At 71.0% G+C, this 25,236-nt stretch carries 14 protein-coding genes; 7 read left to right on the top strand and 7 right to left on the bottom strand.

The window, feature by feature from the left end; all coding sequences use genetic code 11:
- Window positions 1-306: 306 nt before the first annotated feature.
- Both QTN24_RS24300 and QTN24_RS24305 read right to left on the bottom strand, forming a co-directional pair.
- On the bottom strand, window positions 307-765 hold the full coding sequence (locus QTN24_RS24300; RefSeq protein ID WP_124684249.1) for a (2Fe-2S)-binding protein: 459 nt from the start codon (window positions 763-765) through the stop codon (window positions 307-309).
- On the bottom strand, window positions 747-3,167 hold the full coding sequence (locus QTN24_RS24305) for a molybdopterin cofactor-binding domain-containing protein (RefSeq protein WP_313840157.1): 2,421 nt from the start codon (window positions 3,165-3,167) through the stop codon (window positions 747-749). Before QTN24_RS24305 ends, QTN24_RS24300 begins: the two co-directional genes overlap by 19 nt.
- Before the next feature lie 87 nt (window positions 3,168-3,254).
- On the opposite strand from QTN24_RS24305, the gene QTN24_RS24310 reads away from it, so the two are divergent.
- Window positions 3,255-5,225, top strand: coding sequence for a preprotein translocase subunit YajC (locus tag QTN24_RS24310; protein ID WP_313840158.1), 1,971 nt, complete (start codon window positions 3,255-3,257; stop codon window positions 5,223-5,225).
- Window positions 5,222-6,820 (top strand): GMC oxidoreductase, encoded by a 1,599-nt coding sequence (locus QTN24_RS24315; protein WP_313840159.1) that lies wholly within the window; start codon window positions 5,222-5,224, stop codon window positions 6,818-6,820. The genes QTN24_RS24310 and QTN24_RS24315 overlap by 4 nt, the downstream gene beginning before the upstream one ends.
- 9 nt (window positions 6,821-6,829) lie before the next feature.
- On the opposite strand, the gene QTN24_RS24320 is transcribed toward QTN24_RS24315, so the two are convergent.
- The 4 genes from QTN24_RS24320 to QTN24_RS24335 are packed head-to-tail and all read right to left on the bottom strand — an operon-like array spanning window position 6,830 to window position 15,226.
- Window positions 6,830-7,828 carry a Bug family tripartite tricarboxylate transporter substrate binding protein gene (locus QTN24_RS24320; protein ID WP_409559082.1) on the bottom strand — a complete coding sequence of 333 codons (999 nt, stop codon included), beginning with the start codon at window positions 7,826-7,828 and terminating at the stop codon, window positions 6,830-6,832.
- A gap of 42 nt (window positions 7,829-7,870) precedes the next feature.
- Window positions 7,871-10,318 carry a CoA transferase gene (locus QTN24_RS24325; RefSeq protein ID WP_313840160.1) on the bottom strand — a complete coding sequence of 816 codons (2,448 nt, stop codon included), beginning with the start codon at window positions 10,316-10,318 and terminating at the stop codon, window positions 7,871-7,873.
- A 10-nt stretch (window positions 10,319-10,328) separates the two neighbouring features.
- Window positions 10,329-13,637 (bottom strand): carboxyl transferase domain-containing protein, encoded by a 3,309-nt coding sequence (locus QTN24_RS24330; protein WP_313840161.1) that lies wholly within the window; start codon window positions 13,635-13,637, stop codon window positions 10,329-10,331.
- A 38-nt stretch (window positions 13,638-13,675) separates the two neighbouring features.
- Window positions 13,676-15,226, bottom strand: coding sequence for an acyl-CoA carboxylase subunit beta (locus QTN24_RS24335; RefSeq protein ID WP_313840162.1), 1,551 nt, complete (start codon window positions 15,224-15,226; stop codon window positions 13,676-13,678).
- 174 nt (window positions 15,227-15,400) lie between these two features.
- On the opposite strand from QTN24_RS24335, the gene QTN24_RS24340 reads away from it, so the two are divergent.
- The gene (locus QTN24_RS24340; protein ID WP_409559083.1) at window positions 15,401-17,110 is read left to right on the top strand and encodes a sigma-54 interaction domain-containing protein; all 1,710 of its coding nucleotides are present in this window, start codon (window positions 15,401-15,403) and stop codon (window positions 17,108-17,110) included.
- Here QTN24_RS24340 and QTN24_RS24345 read toward each other — a convergent pair.
- Window positions 17,107-18,336 (bottom strand): MFS transporter, encoded by a 1,230-nt coding sequence (locus QTN24_RS24345; protein ID WP_313840164.1) that lies wholly within the window; start codon window positions 18,334-18,336, stop codon window positions 17,107-17,109. The genes QTN24_RS24340 and QTN24_RS24345 overlap by 4 nt on opposite strands.
- Window positions 18,337-19,030: 694 nt before the next feature.
- Between QTN24_RS24345 and QTN24_RS24350 the strand changes: the two genes are divergently transcribed.
- From QTN24_RS24350 to QTN24_RS24365, 4 genes are all read left to right on the top strand, one after another.
- Complete coding sequence (locus tag QTN24_RS24350) at window positions 19,031-20,371, top strand: HlyD family secretion protein (RefSeq protein ID WP_124684239.1); 1,341 nt, start codon at window positions 19,031-19,033, stop codon at window positions 20,369-20,371.
- Between the two features lie 126 nt (window positions 20,372-20,497).
- Entirely contained in the window at window positions 20,498-21,727 is a 1,230-nt protein-coding gene (locus tag QTN24_RS24355) for a hypothetical protein (protein ID WP_409559084.1), read from the top strand.
- Between the two features lie 2 nt (window positions 21,728-21,729).
- Entirely contained in the window at window positions 21,730-23,718 is a 1,989-nt protein-coding gene (locus tag QTN24_RS24360; RefSeq protein ID WP_313840165.1) for a glycosyltransferase, read from the top strand.
- A 23-nt stretch (window positions 23,719-23,741) separates the two neighbouring features.
- Window positions 23,742-25,235 (top strand): efflux transporter outer membrane subunit, encoded by a 1,494-nt coding sequence (locus QTN24_RS24365; RefSeq protein WP_313840166.1) that lies wholly within the window; start codon window positions 23,742-23,744, stop codon window positions 25,233-25,235.
- The last annotated feature ends 1 nt before the right edge of the window (window position 25,236 follow it).

Consider the following 25,236-nt stretch of genomic DNA (forward strand, 5'->3'; position numbering starts at 1 on the left):
TTTGTCATGTCGTCCTTTCCTCGTCGATCGTGATTTTCCACCTATCGACCTGTCTGAGGAAATTGGACCACTACAGAATCAGAAACCAGTACGCAAGGCCTGACGGTTTGCTCCCCTCTCCCGCCCTGCGGGAGAGGGGCCGGGGGTGAGGGCATGGCGGTGCAAATTGCCACCATCGCAACTGGACACGCCGGCCCTCTCCCCTAACCCCTCTCCCGCAAGCGGGAGAGGGGAATCAAAAACCAGTACGCAAGGCCTGACGGTTTGCTCCCCTCTCCCGCAATCGGAAAAGGGAAACCAGAATGCCTACCCCCGCAAAGCCCCCGCCGCCTGCTTGATCGCCTTGCGGATTCGTGGATACGTGCCGCAGCGGCACACGATGTCCTTCATTGCCGCGTCGATTTCCTTGTCCGTTGGCGCGCGGCGGCGGGCCAGCAGCGCTGCGGCCGCGATCAGCTGGGCGCTCTGGCAGTAGCCGCACTGCACGACGTCGCAGTCGGTCCACGCCTGCCGCAGCGCGTCGGCCACGGGGCCGCGCAGGCCCTCAATGGTCGTCACGGACGCGCCCTGTAGCTGCCTGACCGGCTCGCGGCACGACGGCCTTGCCTCCTTGCCGACGAACACCGTGCACGCGCCGCAGACGCCGATGCCGCAGCCGAACTTCGTGCCGGTCAGGCCCAGTTCGCAGCGCAGCACCCACAGCAGCGGCGTTTCCGGGGCGGACCGCACGTCGACGGTCGTGCCGTTCACAGTGACTTGCACCACTTGCACCATCGGTCGCCCTCCCACAGTTCCTCGCCGGCCGGCAGCGCCGGTGGCGGCCGCAGCGGCAGCGTGTAGACGCGCTGGCCGGTCAGCGCCGCCACGGCGTTGGCCACGGCCGGCGCAATCGGCGGCGTGCCGGCCTCGCCCACGCCGTACGGCACCTTGGCCGGGCTGGCCATCACGTGCGTGACGATGTCCGGGCAGGTCTCCATGTCGATCAGCGGCACCTCGCTGAAGTAGTGCTGCTGCACCTGCCCGTCGCGGATCGTGACCGCCTGCTGCATGGCCGCCGACAGCCCGAACACGATGCCGCTTTCCATCTGCTGCACCACCAGGTCCGGATTGACGGCCACGCCACAGTCCACCACGCAGAACACGCGCGTCACGCGCCAGCCGTGTACCGGGTCGCTGCGCACCTCGGCCACCTGCCCCACGATGCTGCCGAACGATTCGTGCAGCGCCATGCCGCGCGCCAGGCGCTGGCCGCCCTGCTTCCACACCACGGGCCGCTTCCAGCCCGACAGCTCGGCCAGCCGCCGCAGCACCGCCACATGGCGATGGTGGGCCGGCGACTTGAGCAGGCCGATGCGAAACTGGATCGGGTCCTTGCCGGCGGCTGCCGCCATCTCGTCCAGGAACGATTCGACGAAGAACGCCTGGTGCGAATGGCCGACCGAGCGCCAGTAGCCCACCGGGATGGGCAGCGCCACGCGCCGGTGGCTGACCTCGACGTTGGCGCATTCGTAGGGCTGGTCGAATGCGCCCTCGGCCATCGTGGCGTCGGGCAGCACGCGGGCGATGGCGCGCGGCAGGCCGTACGCGCGCGCCAGCGCCTGCTCGGACACCGACTGGCTGGCCGACGCCGCGCGCCACGCCACCAGGTTGCCCTTGTCGTCCAGCACGCCGCTGAAGCGCGACACGCAGGCCGGGCGGTAGAAGTCGTGCGCCATGTCCTGCGGGCGCGACCAGATCGTCTGCACGGCCTTGCCCGGCGCGCGCGCCGCGATCACGGCGGCCTGCGCCACGTAGTCCACCTCCAGCCGCCGCCCGAATCCGCCGCCCAGGAACCGCTCGTGGATCACCACGTCGTCGGCGTCCAGGTCCAGCGCGCCGGCCACGGCGGCCCGCGCGGCCTGCGGCACCTGCGTGGATACCCAGACCGTGGCGCGCCCGTCGCGCACGAGTGCGGTGCAGTTGATCGGCTCCAGCGCGCCGTGCGCCAGGTAGGGCACCTCGTACTGCATGTGCAGCACCTTGCCGCCCTTTTCCGCGGTCTGGCGGATCACGGCGTCTGCGTCGCCGGCGCGGTAGTACTTGCGCGCGCTGCCTTCGTCCAGCGCCGCCACCAGCGTCTCGCGCACCCGGGCGCTGTTCCACTGCGCGGCCGGGCCATGGTCCCACTGGTCGGGCGCCACGCGCAGGTCGCACAGCGCGCGCATGGCGATGAACGGGTTGTCGGCAATCACGGCCACGCCGCCGGTGCCGCCGTTGTAGCCATCCACGGGAAAGCAGTCGTGCACGCCGGCCGGCCGCGCAAACTTCACCTCGCGGCCCTTGTACTTGCCGCCCAGCGTCGGGCACATCAGCACGCTCGCGTAGCGCAGGTCCAGCGGCCCGGTTGCGCCGACGTCGCGCGCCAGTTCGGCGGGCACCACGTCGATGCCGAAGCGCAGGCTGCCGTCGAGCTTTGGCGCGGTCTCGATGCGCCGGATGCGCTGGCCGATCAGCGTGAACGACGCGGCGTCCTTGAGCCGGGGATGTTCGGGATGGGCAAGGTCGCGGGCCGCCGTGACCAGCGCGCCAAACGTTGCCGAGCGCTCGGAGGCCACGTGCCGCACGGTGCCGGCCTGCGCCACGCACTCGCGGGCCGGCACGGACCACTGGCGCGCGGCGGCGGTGCAGAGCATCTCGCGCGCCGACGCACCGGCCTCGCGCATCGGCAGCCACAGGTCGCGGATACTGGTGGAACCGCCCGTGACCATCGACCCGAAATACCGCGACACCCGGCGCGACAGGTCGCGCGCCAGTTCCGCATGCAGCCGCTTGTCGTCGTGCCGGTACGGCAGACCGGCGCCCAGGTTCTCGCGGTTGACGTAGAGCGTGTCCAGCGGCGACTGCACCACGCGCACCTGGCGCCAGTCGGCGCCCAGTTCGTCGGCCAGCAGCATCGCGGCGGCGGTGTGGATGCCCTGCCCCATCTCGGCCTTGCACATGACGATGGTCACGGCGTTGTCGGTGCCGATGGCGACCCAGCCGTTCAGCGGCACGGCCGGCTCCGGCACGCGCGGCGGCCGGCGTGCATCAAGCCGGTCGTCGGGGCGCAGCACCAGCCAGCCCACGACGAGCGCGCCAGCGCCCACCGCGCCGGCGCCGCCCACAAGGAACGCTCTGCGACTCAGCATGATGATCTGCAAATCGATCTTGCGATCACCTATATTAGGTGATGCGATCGATAACTGCGAGGCGCCTGCCACCGGGGGAGGTCGACGATGCTTGCGAACGAGGAAGCGGGCCCCGCGGCGCCATCGGCCGCCCCCGCCACCGCCGCGCCGCCAGCCACCACGCGCCGCGTGGAGCTGTACACGCATGAGCCGATGGTCAACTGGCTCAGCCCCCTGCAACTGCTCAGGACGGCCGTGCGCGTCACCGTGGCGCGCACCATCGGCGCGTTTGCCGATGCCCGCGCGGTCCAGGCCGCGCTGAACCCGGTCGCCACCAACCCGCCGATTCCCGTCACCGCCAACGCGCCGGACGGCGCCGTGTGGGTCGACTACCTGGCCGATACCGGCGACGGCTGGCACTCCACCTATTCGATGGCGCTCTGCGCGAGCCACCCGGCGCGGCTGGCGGCCGATGGCGTCACGCTGCCGCGCGCGCAGGTGCTGCTGCTGGGCGGCGACCAGGTCTACCCCACGCCCGCGCACGGCGGCTATCGCACACGCTTTCTGGACCCATTCCGCGCCGCCTGCCCTGCCCCGCTGCCGCCCGAAGCCGCCGGCAACAGCGAGGCCGCGGTTGCCATCCCCGGCGCGCCGCTGATGGTTGCCACGCCCGGCAACCACGACTGGTACGACGGCCTGCGCGGCTTTGCGCAACTGTTCTGCACGGGCGCGCCGGTGGGCGGCTGGCAGACCCGCCAGCGCACCAGCTACTACGTCCTGCAGCTACCGCATGGCTGGTGGATCTGGGGGCTGGACCTGCAGCTCGAATCCGAGATCGACCGCCAGCAGTTCGACTACTTCAAGGCCATGCACGACCGGCTGGCACCGGGCGACCGCGTGGTGCTGTGCACGCCCGAGCCGAGCTGGATCGACGAGATGGAGCGGCTGTCGCGCACGCGGCGCCGCGCGTTTCCGTCGACCGAGACGCGCACGCCGCGCTTTCGCAGCCTGAGCCGCATCGAGCGGCTGCTGGGCGACCATCTGGTCGCGGTACTGGCTGGCGACAAGCACCACTACGCACGCTACACGCCGGAGGCCGGCACCACGGGGCCGGAGCGCGTCACGTGCGGGGGCGGGGGCGCGTTCCTGCACGGCACGCACCAGTTGCCGGCGTCGCCGGAGCCGGTGGCGATCGGCCGCACACGGCAGCGCTACGTGCTGGCCGGCGCCGCCTATCCGGACCGCGACACGTCGCGGACCCTGCGCAACCGCGCGTGGCAGCTACCCGCGCGCAACGTCGGCCTGTGCACGCTGTTCGCGGCCATCTGCTTCCTGTTCAACTGGATTGTCCAGAGCGCCAGCCGCGCCACCGCGCCGCCGGGCGAGAGCCTGATGCAGACGCTGGCGGCGCTGCCCATCGCCCCGGCCAGCCTGGGCGATGCGTGGCGCGCGCTGTGGATGACGCTGGCGAACAGCCCGGCGTCGGTGGCATTCGCCGTGGCCGTGATGGCGTTCTTCGCGGCGCTGTCGACGCGTGGCACGCGCAGCGCGGTGTCGCTGGCCGGGCTGGTGGGCGCGCTGCACGGCCTGCTGCACGTGGTGCTGGCGGCCGGGCTGTTCTGGGCGCTGGCCCGGCTCAACCTGCACGTGTGGGGCCTGCATGCCGACGACGGCTGGATGCTGCCGCTACTGCTGGCGCAGACGCTCGTCGCCGGTGGCGTGCTCGGCGGCCTGCTGTTCGGCGTCTGGATGGTCATCGCCAACCAGATCTGGGGCCTGCATGCCGAGGAAGTGTTCTCGTCGCAGTCGATTGCCGACTACAAGGGCTTCCTGCGCATGCGCTTCGACGCCGACACGCTGACCATCCATCCGCTCAAGCTGGAAAAGGCGTGCCGCCACTGGAAGCTCGGGCCGGGCCTGGAGCGGCTGAACCGCATGGGCCGCACGTGGCGCGTGGCCGCGACGCCAGCCGCCAGCGGGCCGCGCTTCGTGCCCGATGCGGGCGAGCCGTGGCCGCCCGACGCGCTGGCGCGCACCGAGCCGCCCATCGTGATCCGCCGCACCGGAGCCGCGCCATGAGCGGGCCGCATCCGTACGACACGGTGATCGTCGGCAGCGGCTTTGGCGGCGCCGTGGCGGCCTGCCGGCTGGCGCAGGCGGGCCAGCGCGTGCTGGTGCTGGAACGCGGGCGGCGCTGGACGCCCGAGACCTTTCCGCGCGGCGACGACGACCCGTGGCTGTGGAACCAGAAGCAGCCGCAGCGCTTCAGCGGCTGGGCCGACGTGCGCACGTTTTCCGATATCTGGGTGATTGCCGGCGCGGGCGTGGGCGGTGGCTCGCTGATCTATGCCAACGTGTCGGTCGAGGCGCCGCCGCGCACGTTTGCCTGGGGCTGGCCCGACGATATCGGCCACGCCACGCTGCAGCCCTGGTACGACATGGTCGGCGAGATGCTGGCCGTCGCGCCCGTGCCCGACTCGCAACTGAGCCCGCGCGCGCGGCTGGTGGAAGAAGCCGCGCACGCCTGCGGCTGGGGCGACCGCTTTCGCAAGCTGCCGCTGGCCGTGAGCTTCCGCGACGACTGGCACCCCGACCTGCCCGGCGCGCGGGAAGACCACCAGTCGCGCCCGTTCCAGAACGCGCACGGCCGCTGGCAAGGCACCTGCGTCCACTGCGGCAACTGCGACGTCGGCTGCCAGGTGCTGGCCAAGAACACGCTCGACCTCAACTACCTGGCCGTGGCCGAGGACCATGGCGCGGAAATCCGCCCGCTGCATCTGGTGCAGCGGCTGGAACCGCTGGCCGATGGGTGGCGCGTGCGCTTCGACCAGATCGACCCGGTGGCGCAATCCCGCACCCCCGGCGAGGTCACGGCCGCTCGCGTGATCGTGGCCGCCGGCTCCATCGGCAGCACCGAGCTGCTGCTGCGCTGCCGCGACACGCATCGCACGCTGCCCCGGCTGTCGGCGCGGCTCGGTTACGGCTGGGCCCACAACGGCGATTTCGTGACCCCGGCGTTCTATCCGGACCGCATGGTATCGCCGTCGCATGGCGTGACGATCTCGGCCGTGATCGACCTGCTCGACGGCAGCGCGCCGAACGGGCAGGCGCTCTTTGTTGAAGACGGCGGCATCCCGAACATCGCGCGCAACTACATTCGGCGCCAGATGCGCCGCACGCGGCGCGGCCGGCTGCGCGCGCTGTGGCGCGAGATTGGCGGGCTGGTGGACGACGGCGACCCGCTGGAGACGATGATGCCGTGGTTCGGCCAGGGCGTGGACCCCGGCGACGGCCAGCTACGGCTCTGCCGCAAGTGGTACGCGCCGTGGCGGCAGACGCTGGAGATGAGCTGGCGGCACGAACCGTCGGAGGCAGTGATCGAGTCGATGATCGCGGCGCACCGGCTGCTGTCGGCCGCCACGGGCGGCAATCCGTGGGTGCCGCCCACGTGGCGCCTGCTCCGCAACCTCGTCACGCCGCACCCGCTGGGCGGCTGCAACATGGGGCGCAGCGCCGAAGACGGCGTGGTCGATTCCCACGGGCGCGTCTTCGGCTACACCGGGCTCTACGTGATGGACGGCGCCATCGTGCCGCGCGCGCTGGGGCTCAACCCGTCGCGCACGATTGCCGCGCTGGCCGAGCGCAACGTGGCGCTGCTGCTGCGCGAGGCGTAGGGCGGCGCGTCAGTCCAGCGTGATGGCCTCGCGCTGGATCACGGCGGCCCACTCCGCCTCTTCCTTCTCGATGCGCCTGGCGTACTCGTCGGGCCCGATCATGACCACGTCGCCCTGCTGGCTCAGCGCCGAGCGGGCCTTGTCGTCGTCCAGCAGGCCGCGCATCACCGCGTTGACCTTCTGCACCACCGGCTGCGGCGTGCCGGCCGGGGCCAGCAGCCCGATCCAGAACGTGGCGTTGAACGGCTTCAGGCCCGCTTCCTCGACGGTCGGCACGTCCGGCAACTGGGTCATGCGCTTGGTGGCGCTCACCGCAATCGGCTTGAGCTTGCCGGCCTTGATCTGCGGCAGCGCGGTCCAGGTGTCGAACGTGGTGTCCAGCTCGCCGCTGATGACGGCAAGCTGGGCCGCCGCCGACGACTTGTACGGCACGTGCGTGGTGGACACCCTGGCGCGGTTGTTCAGCATCGCAAAGCTCAGGTGCGCGATATTGCCGGGCCCGGCCGAGCCGTAGCTGATCTTGCCCGGGTGCTGGCCGGCGTAGCGCACGAGGTCCGGCACCGACGCCACCGCGTGCTTCTGCGACCATTCCGGGTTGGTCACGAGGATGAACGGCGCCTCCAGGATCAGCGTCACCGGGGCAAAGTCCCGGGTCTTGTAGGTGCTCTTCTTGTACAGGTTCGGGTTGATCGTGATGCTGCTGGAATTGGTCACCATCAGCGTGTAGCCGTCCGGCGCGGCGCGCGCCACCTCGCCCACGCCGATCAGCCCGTTGGCGCCGGCCTTGTTCTCGACCACCACGGGCTGGCCCAGCGCCTTGGTCAGGCGGTCCGATACCACGCGGGCCGCCGTGTCCGTAAACGATCCCGCCGGGAACGGCACGATCAGCCGGATCGGCTTGGTCGGCCAGTTCGTACCCTGCGCGGCCACCGGGCCGGTCATTGCGCCGGTCATCGCGCCGGCCAGCAGCATCGCGGCGCCGGCTTGCAGTACTTGTCGCTTGTTCATGTTGTCTCCTGTCTGTTTGTCGTGGTGTCTGGCGGTGCGTCGCTACGCGGGAATCTTCGCGCCCTTGGGCCGGGCGTCCTGGCCGGTGATGCCGCGCCGCGCCAGGTCCGCCAGCCGTTCAGGCGGCAGCCCGAGCACGCGCGCCAGTACCGCGTCGGTGTGCTGGCCGAGCGTCGGCGAGACGCTGCGGGTGGGCACCGGCCCGGGCCCGGAGCGGAACCACGCCGTGCTGGCGATGTAGCGGCCCACGTGCGCGCGCTCCACCTGCTGCCAGAAGCCGCGCGCCCGCAGGTGCGGGTCGTCCAGCACCTGCCACATCGGCCGCACCACGCCCGCCGCGATGCCGGCCCGCTGGAGCTGCTGCATGGCCGCGTCGGCGTCGCGCGTGCGGGACCACCGGCCGATGGCGTCGTCAATGCGGTCGTGCGCGGCGCGGCGGCCGGCGCCGTCGGCCAGCGTCGGGTCCATCGCCAGGTCGTTGCGGCCGATGGCCTGGCACAGCGCCGGCCACTGGGCGTCGGTGGCGGTCAGCGCGATCCACGCGTCGTCGCCCGCGCAGCGGTAGATGCCGTGCGGCACGTTGAGCGGATGGCGGTTGCCCTGCCGGGGCGATACGGAGCCGGCCACCGACTGTTCGATCAGGTACGGCGCCGTCATCGGCAGCATCGCCTCCACCTGCGACAGGTTCACGTGCCGCCCCCGCCCCGTGGCCCGCTGCGCGTACAGCGCCAGCAGGATGGCCGCGCCGCCGTTGAGCCCGCCAACCGGGTCGCCATAGGCGTACGACGTCATGGCCGGGCCGCCGTCCGGGTGGCCCGTGTACAGCGGCAGCCCGCTGGCCTGTTCCAGCGTGCCGCCGTACGCGCGGGTGTTGCTCCAGGCGTTGCCAAGCCCGAACGCCGGCATCGACAGCATCACCAGCCGGGGATTGCGCGCGCGCAGCGCCGCGTAGTCGAGCCCGAGCTTGGGCAGCACCTCGGCCGAGTAGTTTTCGATCACGGCATCGGCTTGCGCCACCAGGTCCAGCAGCAGCGCCTTGCCGTCGGGCTGCGTCAGGTCCAGCGTGATGCCGAGCTTGTTGCGGTTCATCAGGTTGAAATTGGTGTTCTTCTCGTAGACGCGGTCGCGGTAGAACGCCTCGTTGAAGATGGCGCCGCGCCACCAGTCCGGGTAGCCCGTGCTTTCAACCTTGATGATTTCCGCGCCAAAGTCGGCCAGCGTGCGCGCGGCCAGCGGGCCGGCCCAGCCCATCGTCAGGTCGACGATGCGCAGGCCCCGCAGCGGCATCGCGTCGTCAGCGGCGGGCGGCGGCCGATGACGCGGCACGTGGTCCAGCCCGGCGCGGCGGTACAGTCCGTCGTGGGCGCCCAGCGCGGGCACCGGGCCACCGGGCAGCGGACCGGCGTCGCCCAGCGGAAACGGCACCACCGGGCCCTCGAAGGTGACGCCGTCCAGCGTCACCGGCACGAACGCGCCGCGCTCGCGGTGCACGGCTTGATCCAGCAGCGTGCGCATGTCGGGCACCACCACGGCCGGATGCTTGAGGTCGGCCAGCCGCTGGAACCACTGGGCCGCCGTGCGCGTGCGGAAGGCGGGCACCAGGATCGCGTCGATCGCATCGGCCCGCGCCATGCGCTCGGGCCCGCTGGCATAGGCCGGGTCGTCGGCCAGGTCCTCGCGGCCGATGGCCGTGCACAGCGCCTGCCATTGCGGCAGCGTGTGCGTGAAGATGCCGATCCACCCGTCGGCGGTCTCGTAGATGCCGCCCGGATGGGTGCCGCAGAACCGGTTCACGCCCAGCCGGCGCAGCGGATGGCGCTTGTCCTGCACCATCCCCGCTTCCATCTCCACCACGCTGAACACGCACTCGTGCACGCTCAGCACGTAGCGGCGCCCCGCCGTGCCGATCAGCCCGGCCACGGCCGCCGAAAACGCGCTCAGCCCCACGGCGATGGCCGTCTGCAGGTCGTGCGGCATATGCGGCGGGCCTTCCACCGGCCCGCTGCCGTGCACCGCGCCGGCCAGCGCGCGGCAGATGGCCTCGGACCCGGCAAAGCCGCTGTACGGGCCGTCCTCGCCGAACCACGTCAGCACCACCTGCACCGGCATGTGCCCGGCCGCTGGTTCGAGGATGGCGGGCACGTCCGGGCCGGCGTCCAGCGCACGGGCGTCGAGCACGACGTCGCAGGTGCGTGCCAGCGCGGCCAGCCACGCATCGTCGCCGGCGTGGCACGGGCGGGCCATCACGCTGCGCTTGTTCGTATTGAGCCAGGCGAACAGTGCGCTCTCTGGCTGCGAATGGCCGGGCACGTCCACCAGCGGCGGCATCTGGCGCCAGGCATCGCCAGCGGGTGGCTCGGCCTTGACCACCTCGGCACCAAAATCGGCGAACAGCTTGCCCGCGTAGGCCACGGCCGGGCCGCTGCCAATTTCCAGCACGCGCAGGCCGGCCAGCGCCAGTTGCGACGGATCGGGTTGGGGTCGGGTCATGATGGCCCCCTTACCAGGCGTCGACAAAGCCACGGCGGGCACGGCCGCCCCGCAGTTCGGCCGAGGCGATGCCCTGCGCGATCCAGCGCCGTGTCTCGGCCGGGTCGATCACGGCGTCGATCTCGACAGCCGCCGCGGTGTTGATCGCATGGCCGCGCTCGTACGATTGCGCCACCAGCCGGTCGAACAGCGCCTTGCGCTCGGGGCCGTCCGGCACCGCCTCCAGCTCCTTCTTGAAGCCCAGGCGCACGGCGCCTTCCAGCCCCATCGGCCCGAACTCGCCGGTGGGCCACGAGATCGTGAAGCTGGCCGAGCGGAAGCCGCCGCCAGCCATGGCCATCGCGCCCAGCCCGTAACCCTTGCGCAGCGTCACCGCCAGCAGCGCCACGCGCAGCTTGGCGGCCGTCAGGAACATGCGCGACACGTGCCGCACCTGCGCCCGCGCCTCCACCTCGGGGCCGACCATGAACCCCGGCGTGTCGATCAGCGAGACGATCGGCAGGCAGTGCGCGTCGCAAAGCTGCATGAAGCGCGACGCCTTGTCGGCCGCGTCGGCGTCGATGGCCCCGCCCAGGTGGTACGGGTTGTTGGCCATGATGCCCACGGGCCGCCCCTCCACGCGCGCCAGCGCCGTGTGGATGCCCGAGCCAAAGCCGCCGCGCAGCATCAGCACCGTGCCCACGTCGGCAATGCCTTCGATGGCCTTGCGCGTGTCATAGACGCGCATCCGGTTCTCGGGCACCACGTGGCGCAGGTCCAGCGGGTTCGGCGCGCTCCAGTCCGCCACACGGCCCTGGAACATCGACAGGTAGTGCCGCGCGGCGCGCGTGGCTTCGGCCTCGTTGTCGACCAGGATGTCGATCACGCCGTTGGCAAACTGCACCGGCGCCGGGCCCACGTCCTCGGGCCGGTACACGCCCAGCCCGCCGCCTTCGATCATCGCCGGGCCGGCCATGCCGATATTGGCGGACCTGTCGGCGATGATCACATCGCAGCAGCCCACGAACGCCGCGTTGCCCGCGAAGCAGCGGCCGGAGACCACGCCCACCACCGGCACCTGCCCGCTCAGTTCCGCGAACGCGGCAAACGACGGCTGGTAGAGGCCGGACACCGACGGGATATCGACATCGCCCGGCCGCCCGCCGCCGCCTTCGCCAAACAGCACCAGCGGCAGTTCGTCGCGCAGCGCCACCTCCACGATGCGGTCGGTCTTGACGTGGTTGCGCTTGCCCTGCGTGCCGGCCATGACCGTGGCGTCGTACGCCATCACGGCGCTGCGGGCGCGGTCCGCGCCGACCAGCGCGCCGTTGATGTTGCCGATGCCGGTAATCAGCCCGTCGGCCGGGGCGTTGGCGATCAGGTCGTCCTTGCTGCGGCGCGACGCCTGCGCGGCCAGCGCCAGCCCGCCGTACTCGACAAAGGTGTCCGCGTCGCACAGGTCGGCGATGTTCTCGCGCGCCGTGCGCTGGCCGCGCGACCGGCGCCGCGCCACCGCGTCGGGCCGCGCCGCGTCGTAGAGAAACGCGTGGCGGTCCAGCACGCGCTGCAGGTCGGGGCGGATCGCCTGCGGGTCGTGGGCCTGGGCGGCGTCATCGGCGCCGCCGGCTGCATCGCCCGGCTCCAGCACGATCAGCACCTGGTGCTCGGCGGCCAGCGCGTTCTTGTCCAGCCGCAGGTCCACCACGCGGCCGCCGCATTCGGCGACGATCGTGTGCTCCATCTTCATCGCGTCGAGCACGGCCACGGTCTGGCCGGGCCGTACCGTGTCGTTGAGCCGGACCGACAGCTCGACCACGCGGCCCGTCAGCGGCGCGCGCACGGCCACCAGCCCTTCGCCGATCTGTTCCTCGAGCTCGCTGGCGCGCGGCGTGGCCGGGCGGTGGGTGCCGCCCAGCAGCGCGTCCTGCGCCCGGCCGGCCTCGGCGATGGCGTCGGCGGCCTGCGTCAGTTCGGGCAGAATGGCCTCGAAATGGCGGGTGTGGATGTCCTGCCGCAGGAAGTCGTCGCGCTGGACCAGCGCGCGCAGCAGGTGCAGGTTGGTCGGCACGCCGACGATGCGGAATTCGGCCAGGCTGCGCTGCAGGCGCCGCACCACGGCCTCGAACGTGGGCGCCGCGCTGCTGACGATCAGCTTGGCCAGCAGCGTGTCGAAGTTTGGCGACGGCTCGTAGCCGGTGTAGGCGTGGGTATCGACGCGGACATCGGGCCCGGACGGCGCGTCAAAGCGCTCCAGCCGGCCATGCGCGGGGCGCGCCATGCCCTGCGCGTCGGTCATCTCGGCGTTGACGCGCACCTGCACCGCGTAGCCGCGCGGCTGGGGCGGCGCGGCGGGGTCCAGCCCCAGGTCGGCCAGCGTGCGGCCGGCGGCCACCCCAAGCTGCACGGCCACCAGATCCACGCCGGTCACCTGCTCGGTGATCGTGTGCTCCACCTGCAGGCGCGGATTGGCTTCGATGAACACGACATCGCGCTGCTCGCCCGCGTCGGTTTCCTCCACCAGGAACTCGAACGTCCCCAGGCTGCGGTAGTTCACGCGCCGCGCCAGCCGCAGCGCCGACTTGACGATCTGCTCGCGCAGCGCGGGCTTGAGCACCGGGCTCGGCGCGATTTCCACCAGCTTCTGGAAGCGGCGCTGCAGCGTGCAGTCGCGCTCGCCCAGCGCCACGACCGCGCTGCCGTCGCCGACGATCTGCACTTCGATATGGCGCGCCCGCGCCACCAGCCGCTCGGCGTACAGCGCGTCGATGCCGAACGCGGACGCCGCCTCGGAGCGGCAGCGCGCGTAGGCTTCGGCCAGGTCCTCGCGGCGGCGCACCACGCGCATGCCGCGCCCGCCCCCGCCGCCCACGGCCTTGATGACCACGCCGGCGCCGTCCTGCGCGTCGAAGAAGCGGCCGATGTCTTCCAGCGACGCGCCGCCGGGCGTCGACGGCATGACCGGCACGTCGCACTGCGCGGCCAGTTCCAGCGCGCGGCCCTTGTCGCCGAACAGCGCCAGATGGGCCACGTCGGGCCCGACAAAGCGGATGCCGGCGTCCTGGCACGCCTGCGCAAAGTCCGCCCGCTCGCTCAGGAAGCCGTAGCCGGGGTGTACGGCGTCGCAGCCCGTGGCGCGCGCCGCGGCAACGATGCCGGCGATGTCGATATAGGCGGCCGGACCGCTGCCGTCGAGCGCCACGGCCTCGTCGGCCAGCACGCGGTGCAGCGCGCTGGCGTCGTCCTGCGCGTACACGGCCACGGTGGCGATATCGAGGTCGCGCGCGGCGCGGAGCACGCGCAGCGCGATTTCGCCCCGGTTGGCGATCAGCAGCTTCTTCAAGGTGGTCTCCTGTGGTTCTTGTTGGTACGGCGCCCGGCTCAGGGCCGGATGCCAAAACGGCTGACGCCCGGCTCGCGCAGCGGCGCGGCCAGGTTGGCAAATTCGCAGAGCAGCGCGCGGGTGTCGCGCGGGTCGATGATGTCCTCGATGACGAACGCCTCGGCGCTGCGGAACGGCGAGGTCAGGCTGCGCACGCGCTGTTCGATCTCGGCACGCTTCTGCACGGGGTCGTCGGCGCCCTCGATCTCGGCCTTGTAGGCCACCTCCAGCCCGCCCTCGATCGGCAGCGCGCCCCAGTTGGCCGACGGCCACGCATAACGGAAGTTGAAGCGGCCCATATGCTGGTGGCCGGCCGCCGACACGCCATAGGCGCGCCGCAGGATCACCGAGCACCACGGCACCGTGGCCTGGTAGACCGCCGCCAGCGCGCGCACGCCGTGGCGCATGATGCCGGCCTGCTCGGCCTCGCGGCCAACCTGCAGCCCCATGGTGTCGACCAGATGCACGACCGGCAGGTGGAAGGTCTGCGCCAGGTCGACAAAGCGCGTGAATTTCTCGGCGGCGTCGCGGTCCCAGCTGCCGCCGTCGACGGCCGGGTCGCTCGCGATCACGGCCACGGGCCAGCCGTCGAGCCGCGCCAGCCCGGTGACGACGGCGCAGCCCCACTGCGCGCCGGTCTCGAAGAACGAATCGGCATCGACCACGGTCTCGACGATGGGCCGGATGGCATAGTCGCCACCCGGCTGGCGCGGGATGGCGCCGAGCAGCCAGTCGTCGCGGCGCGCGGTGTCGGCGGCCGGCTCGGCACGCGGCGGCAGCGCGTGGACCGACGCCGGCAGGTACGACAGAAAGCGCCGGGCCCGCGCGAAGGCCTCGTGCTCGGTGGGCACCTCGTCGTCGACCACGCCGTTGCGCGTGTGGATCTGGCTGCCGCCCAGCTCGTTCTTGCTCAGCGTCTGGCCGACGCGGGCCTCTACCGACGGCGGCCCTTCGTTGAACAGTTGCGAGGTCTCGCGCACCATCACCGAGTAATGGCTGGACGCCACGCGCGCGGCGCCCATGCCCGCCACCGACCCCAGCGCCAGCGACACCACGGGCACCGTCGCCATGTTCTCCACCACGTGCTGCCAGACCTTCATGGTCGGAATCAGCGTGTGGCCCTTGATCTCGATATTGCGCACGGACCCGCCGCCGCCCGTGCCGTCGACCAGCCGGATCATCGGCAGGCGCAGGTCGTGGGCCATTTTCTCGGCATGGACGAGCTTGTCGCCCACCGCGCCGTCGTTGGCGCCGCCGCGCACCGTGAAGTCGTCGCCGACCAGCACCACGGGCCGGCCGTCGACCTGCGCGCGGCCCATCACGAGGTTGGACGGCACCAGGTCGACCAGCCTGCCGTTGCCGTCGTATCGGCCGCTGCCGCTCAGGCCGCCCACCTCGCGGAACGAGCCGGCGTCGGCCAGCGCGTCCACGCGCTCGCGCACCGTGAGCTTGCCGGCCTGCCGGTGCCGCGCCACCTTGTCCTCGCCGCCCATGCGCGCCGCCAGGCGGCGCCGATAGGCCAGTTCATCGACTTCGGGTTGCCAACTCACGCTGTCTCCGCTCGGATGTTTCCGAAGACAGTCGCACGACCCATGCCAGCCATCGGGCGCATTTGGCGGCCCGCCCGGGCCGTTGATTTCATTGTGTATTTCCGGACGCGCCGCTACGATGTCCACCACGACGACATAACAGTGTCCGCACGACGGACACGACTGGAGACACCGGTGTCCTTGGAGACGACACAGCCACTTGGCGCGCTGATCTGCACGATCGACGGCGCGCGGGTGGCCGCCATCGGCCTGTGCGCCGATCCGGCCCTGGCCGATGCCGCGCAGGCGGCGCTGGCCACGGCCACCGACGCGGGCGATGGCCGCCGGCTGTTCCCGCTGGCCGCGGGCGACGCCCGGTACGTGGGCGTGGCGCTGGAAGACGCGCGGCACCGCGTGATCCTGATCCACACAGCCGACGCGCACGCCACGCTGTTCGACTTCCTCGGCACCGTGCCCTTTGCGGGCGCCATCCTCGACTACTTCCTCAACGATCCGTACCAGGCCATCACCGTGGTCGACCGCGCCGGGCGGGTGCGCTTTATCAGCCCCGTCCACGAGAAATTCCTTGGCATCGAGCGCGGCGCCGGGACGGGCCGGCCGGCGGCCGACGTGATACCGAATTCGCGGCTGCCGCAGGTGGCGGCGACCGGCAAGGCCGAGATCGGCCAGCTCCAGCAACTGAACGGCGCCACGCGCGTGGTCAACCGGATACCGATCCGCGCGCGCGGCGAGGTGGTGGGCGCCATCGGCCAGGTGATGTTCAAGGGGCCCGAGGAACTGGTGCGGCTGCACAAGGAATTGTCCGAGCTGCGCTCGGAGGTGGCTCGCTACCAGCGCGAGTTCGAAGGGCTGCGCGAGCGGCAGTCTACGTTGGGGCTGATTGGCGAAAGCGCGCCGATGCAGCGGCTGCGGCGCGAAATCCAGACCGTGGCCCCGCTGGACGTGCCGGTGCTGATCCTGGGCGAAAGCGGCACGGGCAAGGAACTGGTGGCGCGGGCCATCCACAACGCCGGGCAGGAAGCGGCCGGCGCACGGCCGCTCGTGAGCCTGAACCTGGCCGCGCTGCCCGCGACGCTGATCGAATCGGAACTGTTCGGCCATGCGCCGGGCGCGTTTACGGGCAGCAAGCGGCAGGGTCAGGCCGGCAAGCTCGAACTGGCCGCCGGCGGCACCGTGTTCCTGGACGAGGTGGCCGATATTCCGATGGAGATGCAGGTCAAGCTGCTGCGCGTGCTGGAAGACCACATGGTCGAGCGGCTGGGCAGCGGGCGGCCCCGGCGCGTGGATTTCCGGCTGGTGTCGGCGACCAACCGCGACATCCCGGCGCTGATCGACGCGGGCCGCTTTCGGCTGGACCTCTACTACCGGCTTAGCGGCGTGGTGCTGCGCATTCCGGCGCTGCGGCAGCGGCGCGAGGACATCCCGGCCCTGCTCCAGCACTTCGTGGAGGCGTTCTGCGCGCGCAATGGCATGCCGGCGCCGCGCATCGACCACGACGTGCCGCGCTATCTGGCCGGCCAGCCGTGGCCCGGCAATGTCCGCCAGCTACGCCAGCGGGTGGAAGAGGCGCTGGTGTTCTGCGACGGCCGGCTGCTGCGCGTGGCCGATTTCGCACGCGGCGACGCGGCGCGCGGGCTGTCGATCGCGCCGCTGTCGCCCGAGCCCGATGCCGGCGCCACCGAGGCGCTGCCCGACGCTCCCCTGCCCGTCTCGCCCATCGCCCATGACCCGGCCGGTGCGCTGCGCGACGTGGCGCACGCGGCCGTGCTCGACGCCATTGCCCGCCACGGCGGCAACAAGAAACGGGCCGCCGCGCAGCTCGGCATCTCGCGTTCGCACCTGTACAAGATTCTGGAGCGCGGCGGCGGGGATTCGTCGCGCTAGGCGGCCGGCACCCAGCGCGGCGTCTGGGTCCGGCCGATGTAGGCAAACGCGATCTGGATCAGCCCCATCGTCAGCCCCAGCGCGGCGCCGACTTTCCAGGCCAGCGTGTAGTTGTGCATCAGGTCGTAGAGCCAGCCGCCGCCGAACGCGCCGATGAAGCTGCCGATCTGGTGGCTGAAGAACGCCACGCCGGCAATCATCGCCTGCCAGCGCAGGCCGAACGTCTGGGCGATCCAGCCCTGCACCAGCGGCGACACGCCGAGCCACAGGAAGCCCATCACCGCGGAAAAGACCATCGTGCTTTCGGGTGTCGGCAGCGTGTGGAAGAACCAGACGAAGCCGATCGACCGGCAGATGTAGATGCCGCCGAGCAGCAGCAGCTTGTTGACGCGCCCGCCGGCCCAGCCGAAGAACAGGCTGCCCAGCACGTTGAAGCCGCCGATCAGGCCGAGCGCCTTGGCCGACAGCATCGGGTCCATGCCGCAGACGTCCAGATAGGCCGGCAGGTGCGTGGTCAGGAAGACCAGTTGCATGCCGCAGATGGTGTACGCCAGCGCCATGACCACGAACGGCGGGTGCCGCAGCGCCGCCATCAGCGCCTGGCGCCCGCTCTGGCCGGCCTGCGCGGGCCCGGGCGCCGCGCGCACCGTGTCGACCCGGCCGCCATGCCACGCGGCCGGCACCATGATCAGCGCCAGCACCACGAACGACACCAGCCCCATGCGCCAGCCCCAGCTACCGGTGATGGCCTGCCCCAGCGGCGCCGCGATCATCGCGCCGAGCGAGCCCGACGCCGACACGCAACCCAGCACGAGGCTGCGCACCTGGGCGTTGACCGCGCTGGACGCGGCGGCCATCGCCATCGCCGTGCCGGTGCTGGCCATCGCCATGCCGATCAGCACGCCGCCGCCCAGGATGACGGCCCACAGCCCCTGCGACGTGGCCAGCAGCACCAGCCCGACCAGGTACAGCAGCGATCCGCCGACCATCAGCGGCCGGAAGCCGGTGCGCACGGCCAGCGCGCCGGCAAAGGGCTGCAGCACCCCCCAGGTCAGGTTCTGCACCGCCACGGCAATCGTGAAGTCGCCCACCGAGATGCCGATGTCGCGCGTCAGCGGCGGTACGAAGATCCCCAGGCTCTGCCGCAATCCCATGGCCAGCGACAGCATGACGGATGCGCCGATCAGGATCGGCAGTACGGGACGCAGCGCGGCGAGACGGGACATACGGGGGCTCTGGTGACGCGGCCCGGGGGCGGCCGCCAATCGCCATTTTCGTTGAATCGTCAAGGAATTCAAATGCTCGGGAATACCGATGACGGCCTGCCCTGCGGAAAGGGACAACTGGGGCGCCCGGCCTTCCACCCGCCGATGTCGGGGCCGGTACGCGTCGGATCACGTCAGAAACCACGTTCATTGCGATAAGTTTTCTTATCGCAACGACGCCCATGCCGCACCAAAGCCGATGCCATCGAATCGGCCCACCCCCATAACCGCATGCCCCACCCTCTGTCAACGGTTCATGCGCGTTAAGTGGAGCGATATACAGTCCTTACATCTTTTTACAGCACGCGAATAGCAAACTGACTAACTTTGAATCGCTCCAGCGCTGCATTGCATCAATCCTGTGATGATGTGCTGAGAGTGTCCATGGCGCGTCGCGCCTCGCAATACCTGCACGCCCATGCCGTCCGGCATGCGGGCAGTTCAACGGACCGGCGACACGGTCCTCACGCCTGTTCCGGCGGCGTTGCCACGGCCCGGAACAAACGGCGCATAACAATTGGTTGGGGGACGAGAACGCAAGACCCGATCCTCACGAACGTAACGTTCGCGCGGCGGGGAGCGTTCGTCTGCGAAATTTTTCACCGCGACCGACGTTGGCGTGTCGCGGGTGGCCACCTTTTACCCGGGAGCTCGCATGGACAACAATTCCGACCACAAGCCGACCGTGCCAACGCGGCGGCCGCCGCCACCGCCGGGCCGGCCCGCATCGCCGCCGCCGCGCGACGCCGTGGCCCAGCCCAGCCGCGCGCTGGGCCTGCGGCCGGTCTGGCAGGCCATTCCGCGCCTGGCCAGCTACGGCATGGTGGGCTTCATCATCTGGATCATCCTGTCCGTGATGTTCCCGTACGTGTTTGTGCGGTCGTCCGAGCGGGCCGTCGTCAACAGCCCCGTGAGCCTGATCACCACGCCCGTGGAAGGCATCGTCACCAAGCAGCTGGTGCCGGTGGGCACCACCTTCAAGCCCGGCGAATCGCTGATGACGCTGCAGAACCCGAACATGGACCGGGCGCTGCTGCTGGAGCTGACCGGCAAGAAGCTCGACAACGAAAAGCGCCTGGAAGCCGCCAGGACCAAGCTGGAAGTGAACGAGGCGCGGCTGGCAGCCACCAGCGGCGACGTGCGGCGCTACACCTCGGCGGCCCAGCAGCAGAACGATTCGCGCGTGCGCGGCATCGAGGCGCGGCTCAATGTGGCGCAGCAGCAGATCGACGCCCAGCAAAATGTAGTCAATCGTAACGTGCAGATGCAGCAGGCCGGCGCCGTCAGCCAGGCGTTTACCGATGCATCGCGCAATCAGCTTGCCGTGCTGGCCGGCCAGCGCGACGCCGTCGAGGCCGAACTGAACAGCGCCCGCAACAGCAGCGCGGCCACCCGCAACAAGGTGTTCGCGTCCAGCAACGACAGCGCCGTGGGCGCGCTGGCGCAGCGCTCGGACGAACTGAAGGCCGAGATCACCGGGCTGCAGGCCGAGATCAAGCAACTGGAAGCCTACGGCGCCGAGGTCGACAAGCTCGTCGACACCGAGCAGCAGCGGCTGGACCGCGTGTCGAACCTGGACATCAAGGCCTATGCCGGCGGCATCGTCGAGGACGTGCTGGCCCCGCCCGGCACGCGCGTGGCGGCCGGCGCCACGCTGATGCGCGCCACCAACTGCGCGCAGCCGGCCGTGGTGGCGGTCTTTCCCCGCAGCCTGAGCAAGGATCTGCTGCCCGGCGCGCCGGTCACGGTGCTGGTCGATGGCGTGGGCACCCCGCAGCCGGGCAAGGTGGCGGAAATCCTGCCGCGCGCGCCCGATGGCGACCAGGCCCGGTATTTCGTGCCCTTCCCGCCCATCGAGAAGAACGAGCTCTACCTGATCGCCAAGCTCAACAAGCCGCTGCCCGACCTGCCCGGCGCCGGCAAGACCGACCGCTGCGCGCTCGGCCACTGGGCCAAGGTCAGCCTTGACCGCCCGTGGTTCCGCCGGCTGATCTGATCGACACCGATCGCCAGCCATGTCCCCCACGCCCGCAGGAGGAACCCTACCGTGCAGCGTTATCTCGCAGGATCGCGACACCCGGCCGCGCGCAAGCGGCTGCTCGAAAGCATCGTGACGATTGCGCTGGCCGCGCCGCTGGGCGTGGCCGCCGCGCCCCAGACCCCCGACGCGCCGCGCGACGCGTTGCGCGACGCCGGCTGCCAGACGCTGGCCGCGCGCGTGGCCGCCATCCCCGGCAGCGGCCCCGTGATGCTGGCCAGCTACGAACCGGCGCCGGGCGGCGAGCCCCTGCCGGGCCCGCTCAAGGAGTCGGCCTTCGTCTATGACAACGCGCTGGCCGGCATCGCGCTGCTGGCCTGTGGCCGGCCGGACGCCGCGCGGCGCATTGCCGATGCCGTGGTGGCCGGCGTCACGCGCGACCGCCACTACCACGATGGCCGCCTGCGCAACGCCTATCGCGCCGGCGCCATGCCGGACGGCCCCGTGCCGATGCCAGGCTGGTGGGACGCCAAGGCCAACCGCTGGTTCGAGGATCGCTACCAGGTTGGAACGGCCACCGGCAACGTGGCCTGGGCCGCGCTGCTGCTGCTGGCCACCTACGAGACCACGCGGGCGCCGCGCTACCTGGACACGGCCCGCACGATGATGGGCTGGGTCGACAAGGTGACCTACGACAGCGCCGCGCCGGCCGCCTTCGTCGGCGGATTCTTCGGCCACGAGCCGTCGCCGCAGCGCCAGGGCTGGAAATCGACCGAACACAACGTCGACACCTACGCGGTGTTCCGCTGGCTGTCGCGGCTCGACAGCGACCCGCGCTGGCGCACCGGCGCCGACCGCTCGCGCCAGTTCGTTGAGGCGATGTGGCAGCCCGGCGAGGGCCGCTTCGCCATCGGCACGCGCGACGACGGCCGCACGCTGAATGCAGGCCCGTCGGCGCTCGACGCGTCGCTGTGGCCGCTGATCGCGATACCCGACGCGGCGCCCGGCTGGCAGCGCGCGCTGACCTGGGCCCGCACGCGCCACGGCGTCAAGGGCGGCTACGGCTTCAACGCCAACCCTGACGGCATCTGGACCGAAGGCACCGGCCAGGCCGCGCTGGTGCTGCGCGCCAGCGGCCGCGACGCCGAGGCCGCCCCGCTCTGGCCGCTGCTGGCCGCCCAGCGGGCGCCGTCGGGCATGTTGTTCGCCACTCCCGACACGCGCGTGCGCACCGGGCTGCAGATCGGCCCCGACTCGAAGACCGACGACTTCTACTACTTCCACCTGCCCCACCTGGGCGCCACGGCCTGGGCCGTGCTGGCGGCGGCCGGATGGAACCCCTTTCAGCCCGGCGGAAGCCCGCCCAAGGAGTGACGATGCTGGCCGCGAGTTTTGCGAGTTTTCTGGATGGCAGCATGCTGGTCCAGGTCAATGCCGGCGCGCTGCTGATCGCCGTGCTATGCCTGCGCGGCGACCGCCGCCGCGCCGCCGACCGCTGGCTGTTCGGCCTGGCGGCCGGCATCCTGCTCGGCGTCTACTACATCTGGCGCATCACCGAGACGCTGCCGGAATGGCGGCTGGAATTCCCCAGCCTCTGGGCCCACGCGTTCCTGGGCTTCGAGACGCTGACCATCCTCTACACGCTGATCTCCATCGTCACGCTCACGCGCACGACCGACCACCGCGCCCAGGCCGATGCCGGCGAGGCCCGGCTGCGCGGCGACCGCGACGCGCCGGCCGTCGACATCTTCATCGCCACCTACAACGAGGGGCTGGATGTGCTGGAGAAGACGATCGTCGCGGCCAAGGCCATCGACTATCCCAACTTCCGCGTCTGGGTGCTCGACGACACCCGGCGCGACTGGCTCAAGGCGTTCTGCCAGCAGGCCGGCGTGCACTACGTGACGCGGCCCGACAACACCCACGCCAAGGCCGGCAACCTGAACAACGGCCTGCAGCACAGTGCCGGGATCGATGGCGGCGCGCCGTTCATCATGGTGCTGGACGCCGACTTTGCGCCGCACCGCAACATCCTGCTGCGCATCGTCGGCCTGTTCGACGACCCGCGCGTGGGCGTGGTGCAGACGCCGCAGTTCTACTACAACGCCGACCCCATCCAGTACAACCTGCGCTCCACCGACTGCTGGGTGGACGAGCAGCGCGCGTTCTTCGACGTGATGCAGCCGGCCAAGGACGCCTGGGACACCGCGTTCTGCATCGGCACGTCGTTCGTGGTGCGGCGCGAGGCGCTGGGCCATATCGGCGGCTTTCCCACCGGCACGGTGACCGAGGACATCCACCTGACCTACAAGCTGATGCCGTACGGCTACGTCACGCGCTGGCTCAACGAGCGGCTCAGCGTGGGCCTGTCGGCCGAGGGGCTGCCCGAGTACATCAGCCAGCGCAGCCGCTGGGGCCTGGGCACGATCCAGGTGGCGCTGACCGCCGACGGCCCGCTGCGCGGCCGGGGCTACACGTTCCGCCAGCGGCTGCACTACGTGCACGGGCTGCTGCACTGGCTCAGCCGCCCGTTCACGCTGATGCTGCTGACCGGGCCGCTGCTCTACTGGTTCTTCAACGTCCCCACGCTCTATGGCGATCCGCTGCAATTCCTGGCCTATGGCGTGCCGGCGCTGCTGCTGTACTGGGCGTACAGCATCTGGATCACGGGCTCGCGCGCGATGCCGATCTTCACCGAGGTCACGCAGATCGTGGCGGCGATGGCCGTGACAGCCACGCTGGCCAGCGCCATGTTCAAGCCGTTCGGGCGGCCGTTCAAGGTCACCAACAAGGGGCTGGACCGCTCGAAGCTGACCGTCCACGGCAAGTTCGCGGCGTTCTACGGGGCGCTGTTCGTGCTGTCGGCGGTGGGCCTGGGGCGCGCCATCGCCGCCGACGGCAACGCGCCGGGCACCGTGTTCAACATCGCCTGGACCGTGGTGTCGATGGTGCTGTACCTGGCGTCGCTGCTGGTCTGTTTCGAGCTGCCGCGCCCGCGCAAGGAAGAACGCTTTCCGTTCCGCTCGGCGGCACGGCTGCAGTTCTATGGCGACGACGGCATCTCGCGCGAGGTCGATGGCGTGACGCGCGACCTGTCCTGCAACGGCGTCGCGCTGGAATCGCACAGCGGCACGCGCGTGGCGCCGGGCGCCATGGGCGCGTTCTGGCTGGCGCCGCTGGGCTGGGTGCCGTGCCGCGTGGCGCGCACCGACGGCCAGTTGATCGGCATCGCGCTGCTGCCCGACATGACCGCGCGGCACCGGCTGATCCGGCTGCTGTTCAGCGAGCCGCCGCACAACATCGCGCGCCGGGGCCTGCCGGGCACGGCCATCGTGCAGCTCCTGCGGCGCGCCTTTACCGGTTGATCCACGCTATGACGATGACAACAATGCGCCTCTCCTCCAAGACTCCGCCGGTACCGCGATGGCTCGCGGTGCTGCTGCCGCTGGCGCTCACCGCCTGCACGCTGGAACCCACCTACCAGCGGCCCGACTCGCCGGTGGCCAACGCCTGGCCCACGGGCGCCGCCTACCAGACCACGCCGGGCACCGCGCAGGCGCCCGTACCAGCCGCCAGCCTGGGCTGGCAGGACTTCTTTACCGACGCGCGGCTGCGGCGGCTGATCGAGCTGGGCCTGGCCAACAACCGCGACCTGCGCGTGGCCACGCTGTCGATCGACGAGGCCCGCGCGTACTACCGCATCCGGCGCGCGGCACAGTTCCCGGCCGTCGACGGCAACCTGGGCTTCAGCAGCACGCGCGTCACCGGCGACCTGCGCGCGCCGGGCCAGGACGCCGTGATCAACGCCTGGGGCGCCGGCGTGGGCTTTTCCGCGTTCGAGCTCGACGTGTTCGGCCGCATCCGCAGCCTCAAGCACGAGGCGCTGGAGCAGTACCTGGCCATCGAGGAAGTGCGGCGCAGCACGCAGATCAGCCTGGTGGGCGAGATTGCCACGGCCTACCTGACGTGGCAGGCCGACCAGCAACTGCTGAAGCTGTCGCAGGACACGCTCAAGATCCAGGAAGACGCCGCCGAGATGGTGCGCAAGAGCAAGCAGGCCGGCGGCATGGCCGAGATCGACCAGCATCGCACGCAGACGCAGGTGGAAACGGCCCGCGTGGACGTGGAGCAGTTCACGCGCCAGGTGGCGCAGGACGAGAACGCGCTGTCGCTGCTGATCGGCGGCCCGATCCCGGCCGACCTGCCGGCGCCGCAGCCATTCGACGACAGGTCGTTCGTGGCCGAGCTGCCGTCCGGGCTGCCGTCCGACCTGCTGGCGCAGCGCCCGGACATCATGGCCGCCGAGCACCGGCTCAAGGCCGCCAACGCCAACATCGGCGCGGCGCGCGCGGCGTTTTTCCCGCGCATCTCGCTGACCGCCGGCGTCGGGCTGGCCAGCACCACGCTGGCCGGACTCTTCACCGGCGGCGCGGCCTGGGCCTTTGCGCCGCAGGTGACGCTGCCGATCTTCAACGCCGGGGCGAACCAGGCCAACCTGGATGCGTCGAAGGTCCGCAAGGACATCAACGTCGCGCTGTACGAGCGCACGATCCAGGGCGCCTTCCGCGAAGTCTCCGACGGCCTGGCCGCCCGCGGCACATACGACCGCCAGACCGCCGCCCAGCAGTCGCTGCAGAAATCGGTCGCCGAGACCCGCCGGCTGGCCGAGATGCGCTTCAAGAACGGCGTGGACGACTACTTCCCGGTCTTCGACGCCCAGCGCCAGCAGTACGAGGCCGAAAAGAAGCTGGTGACGATCCAGCTCGCCCGCCTGAACAGCCGCGCGCAGCTATACAAGGCGCTGGGCGGCGGATGGTCGCAGCAGTCGGCGCCGGCGCAGCCGGTGGCCGGCAAGCCGGCGGGGACGGTGGCGCGGCAGTAGC

Source organism: Cupriavidus sp. SZY C1 (assembly GCF_032190535.1).
Taxonomy (GTDB): domain Bacteria; phylum Pseudomonadota; class Gammaproteobacteria; order Burkholderiales; family Burkholderiaceae; genus Cupriavidus; species Cupriavidus pauculus_C.

Coding starts and splice junctions, on each gene's coding strand:
- QTN24_RS24350 (WP_124684239.1), top strand. CDS start 19,031: ATGGACAACAATTCCGACCACAAGCCGACCGTGCCAACGCGGCGGCCG.
- QTN24_RS24305 (WP_313840157.1), bottom strand. CDS start 3,167: ATGCTGAGTCGCAGAGCGTTCCTTGTGGGCGGCGCCGGCGCGGTGGGC.
- QTN24_RS24310 (WP_313840158.1), top strand. CDS start 3,255: ATGCTTGCGAACGAGGAAGCGGGCCCCGCGGCGCCATCGGCCGCCCCC.
- QTN24_RS24320 (WP_409559082.1), bottom strand. CDS start 7,828: ATGAACAAGCGACAAGTACTGCAAGCCGGCGCCGCGATGCTGCTGGCC.
- QTN24_RS24315 (WP_313840159.1), top strand. CDS start 5,222: ATGAGCGGGCCGCATCCGTACGACACGGTGATCGTCGGCAGCGGCTTT.
- QTN24_RS24360 (WP_313840165.1), top strand. CDS start 21,730: ATGCTGGCCGCGAGTTTTGCGAGTTTTCTGGATGGCAGCATGCTGGTC.
- QTN24_RS24345 (WP_313840164.1), bottom strand. CDS start 18,336: ATGTCCCGTCTCGCCGCGCTGCGTCCCGTACTGCCGATCCTGATCGGC.
- QTN24_RS24325 (WP_313840160.1), bottom strand. CDS start 10,318: ATGACCCGACCCCAACCCGATCCGTCGCAACTGGCGCTGGCCGGCCTG.
- QTN24_RS24365 (WP_313840166.1), top strand. CDS start 23,742: ATGCGCCTCTCCTCCAAGACTCCGCCGGTACCGCGATGGCTCGCGGTG.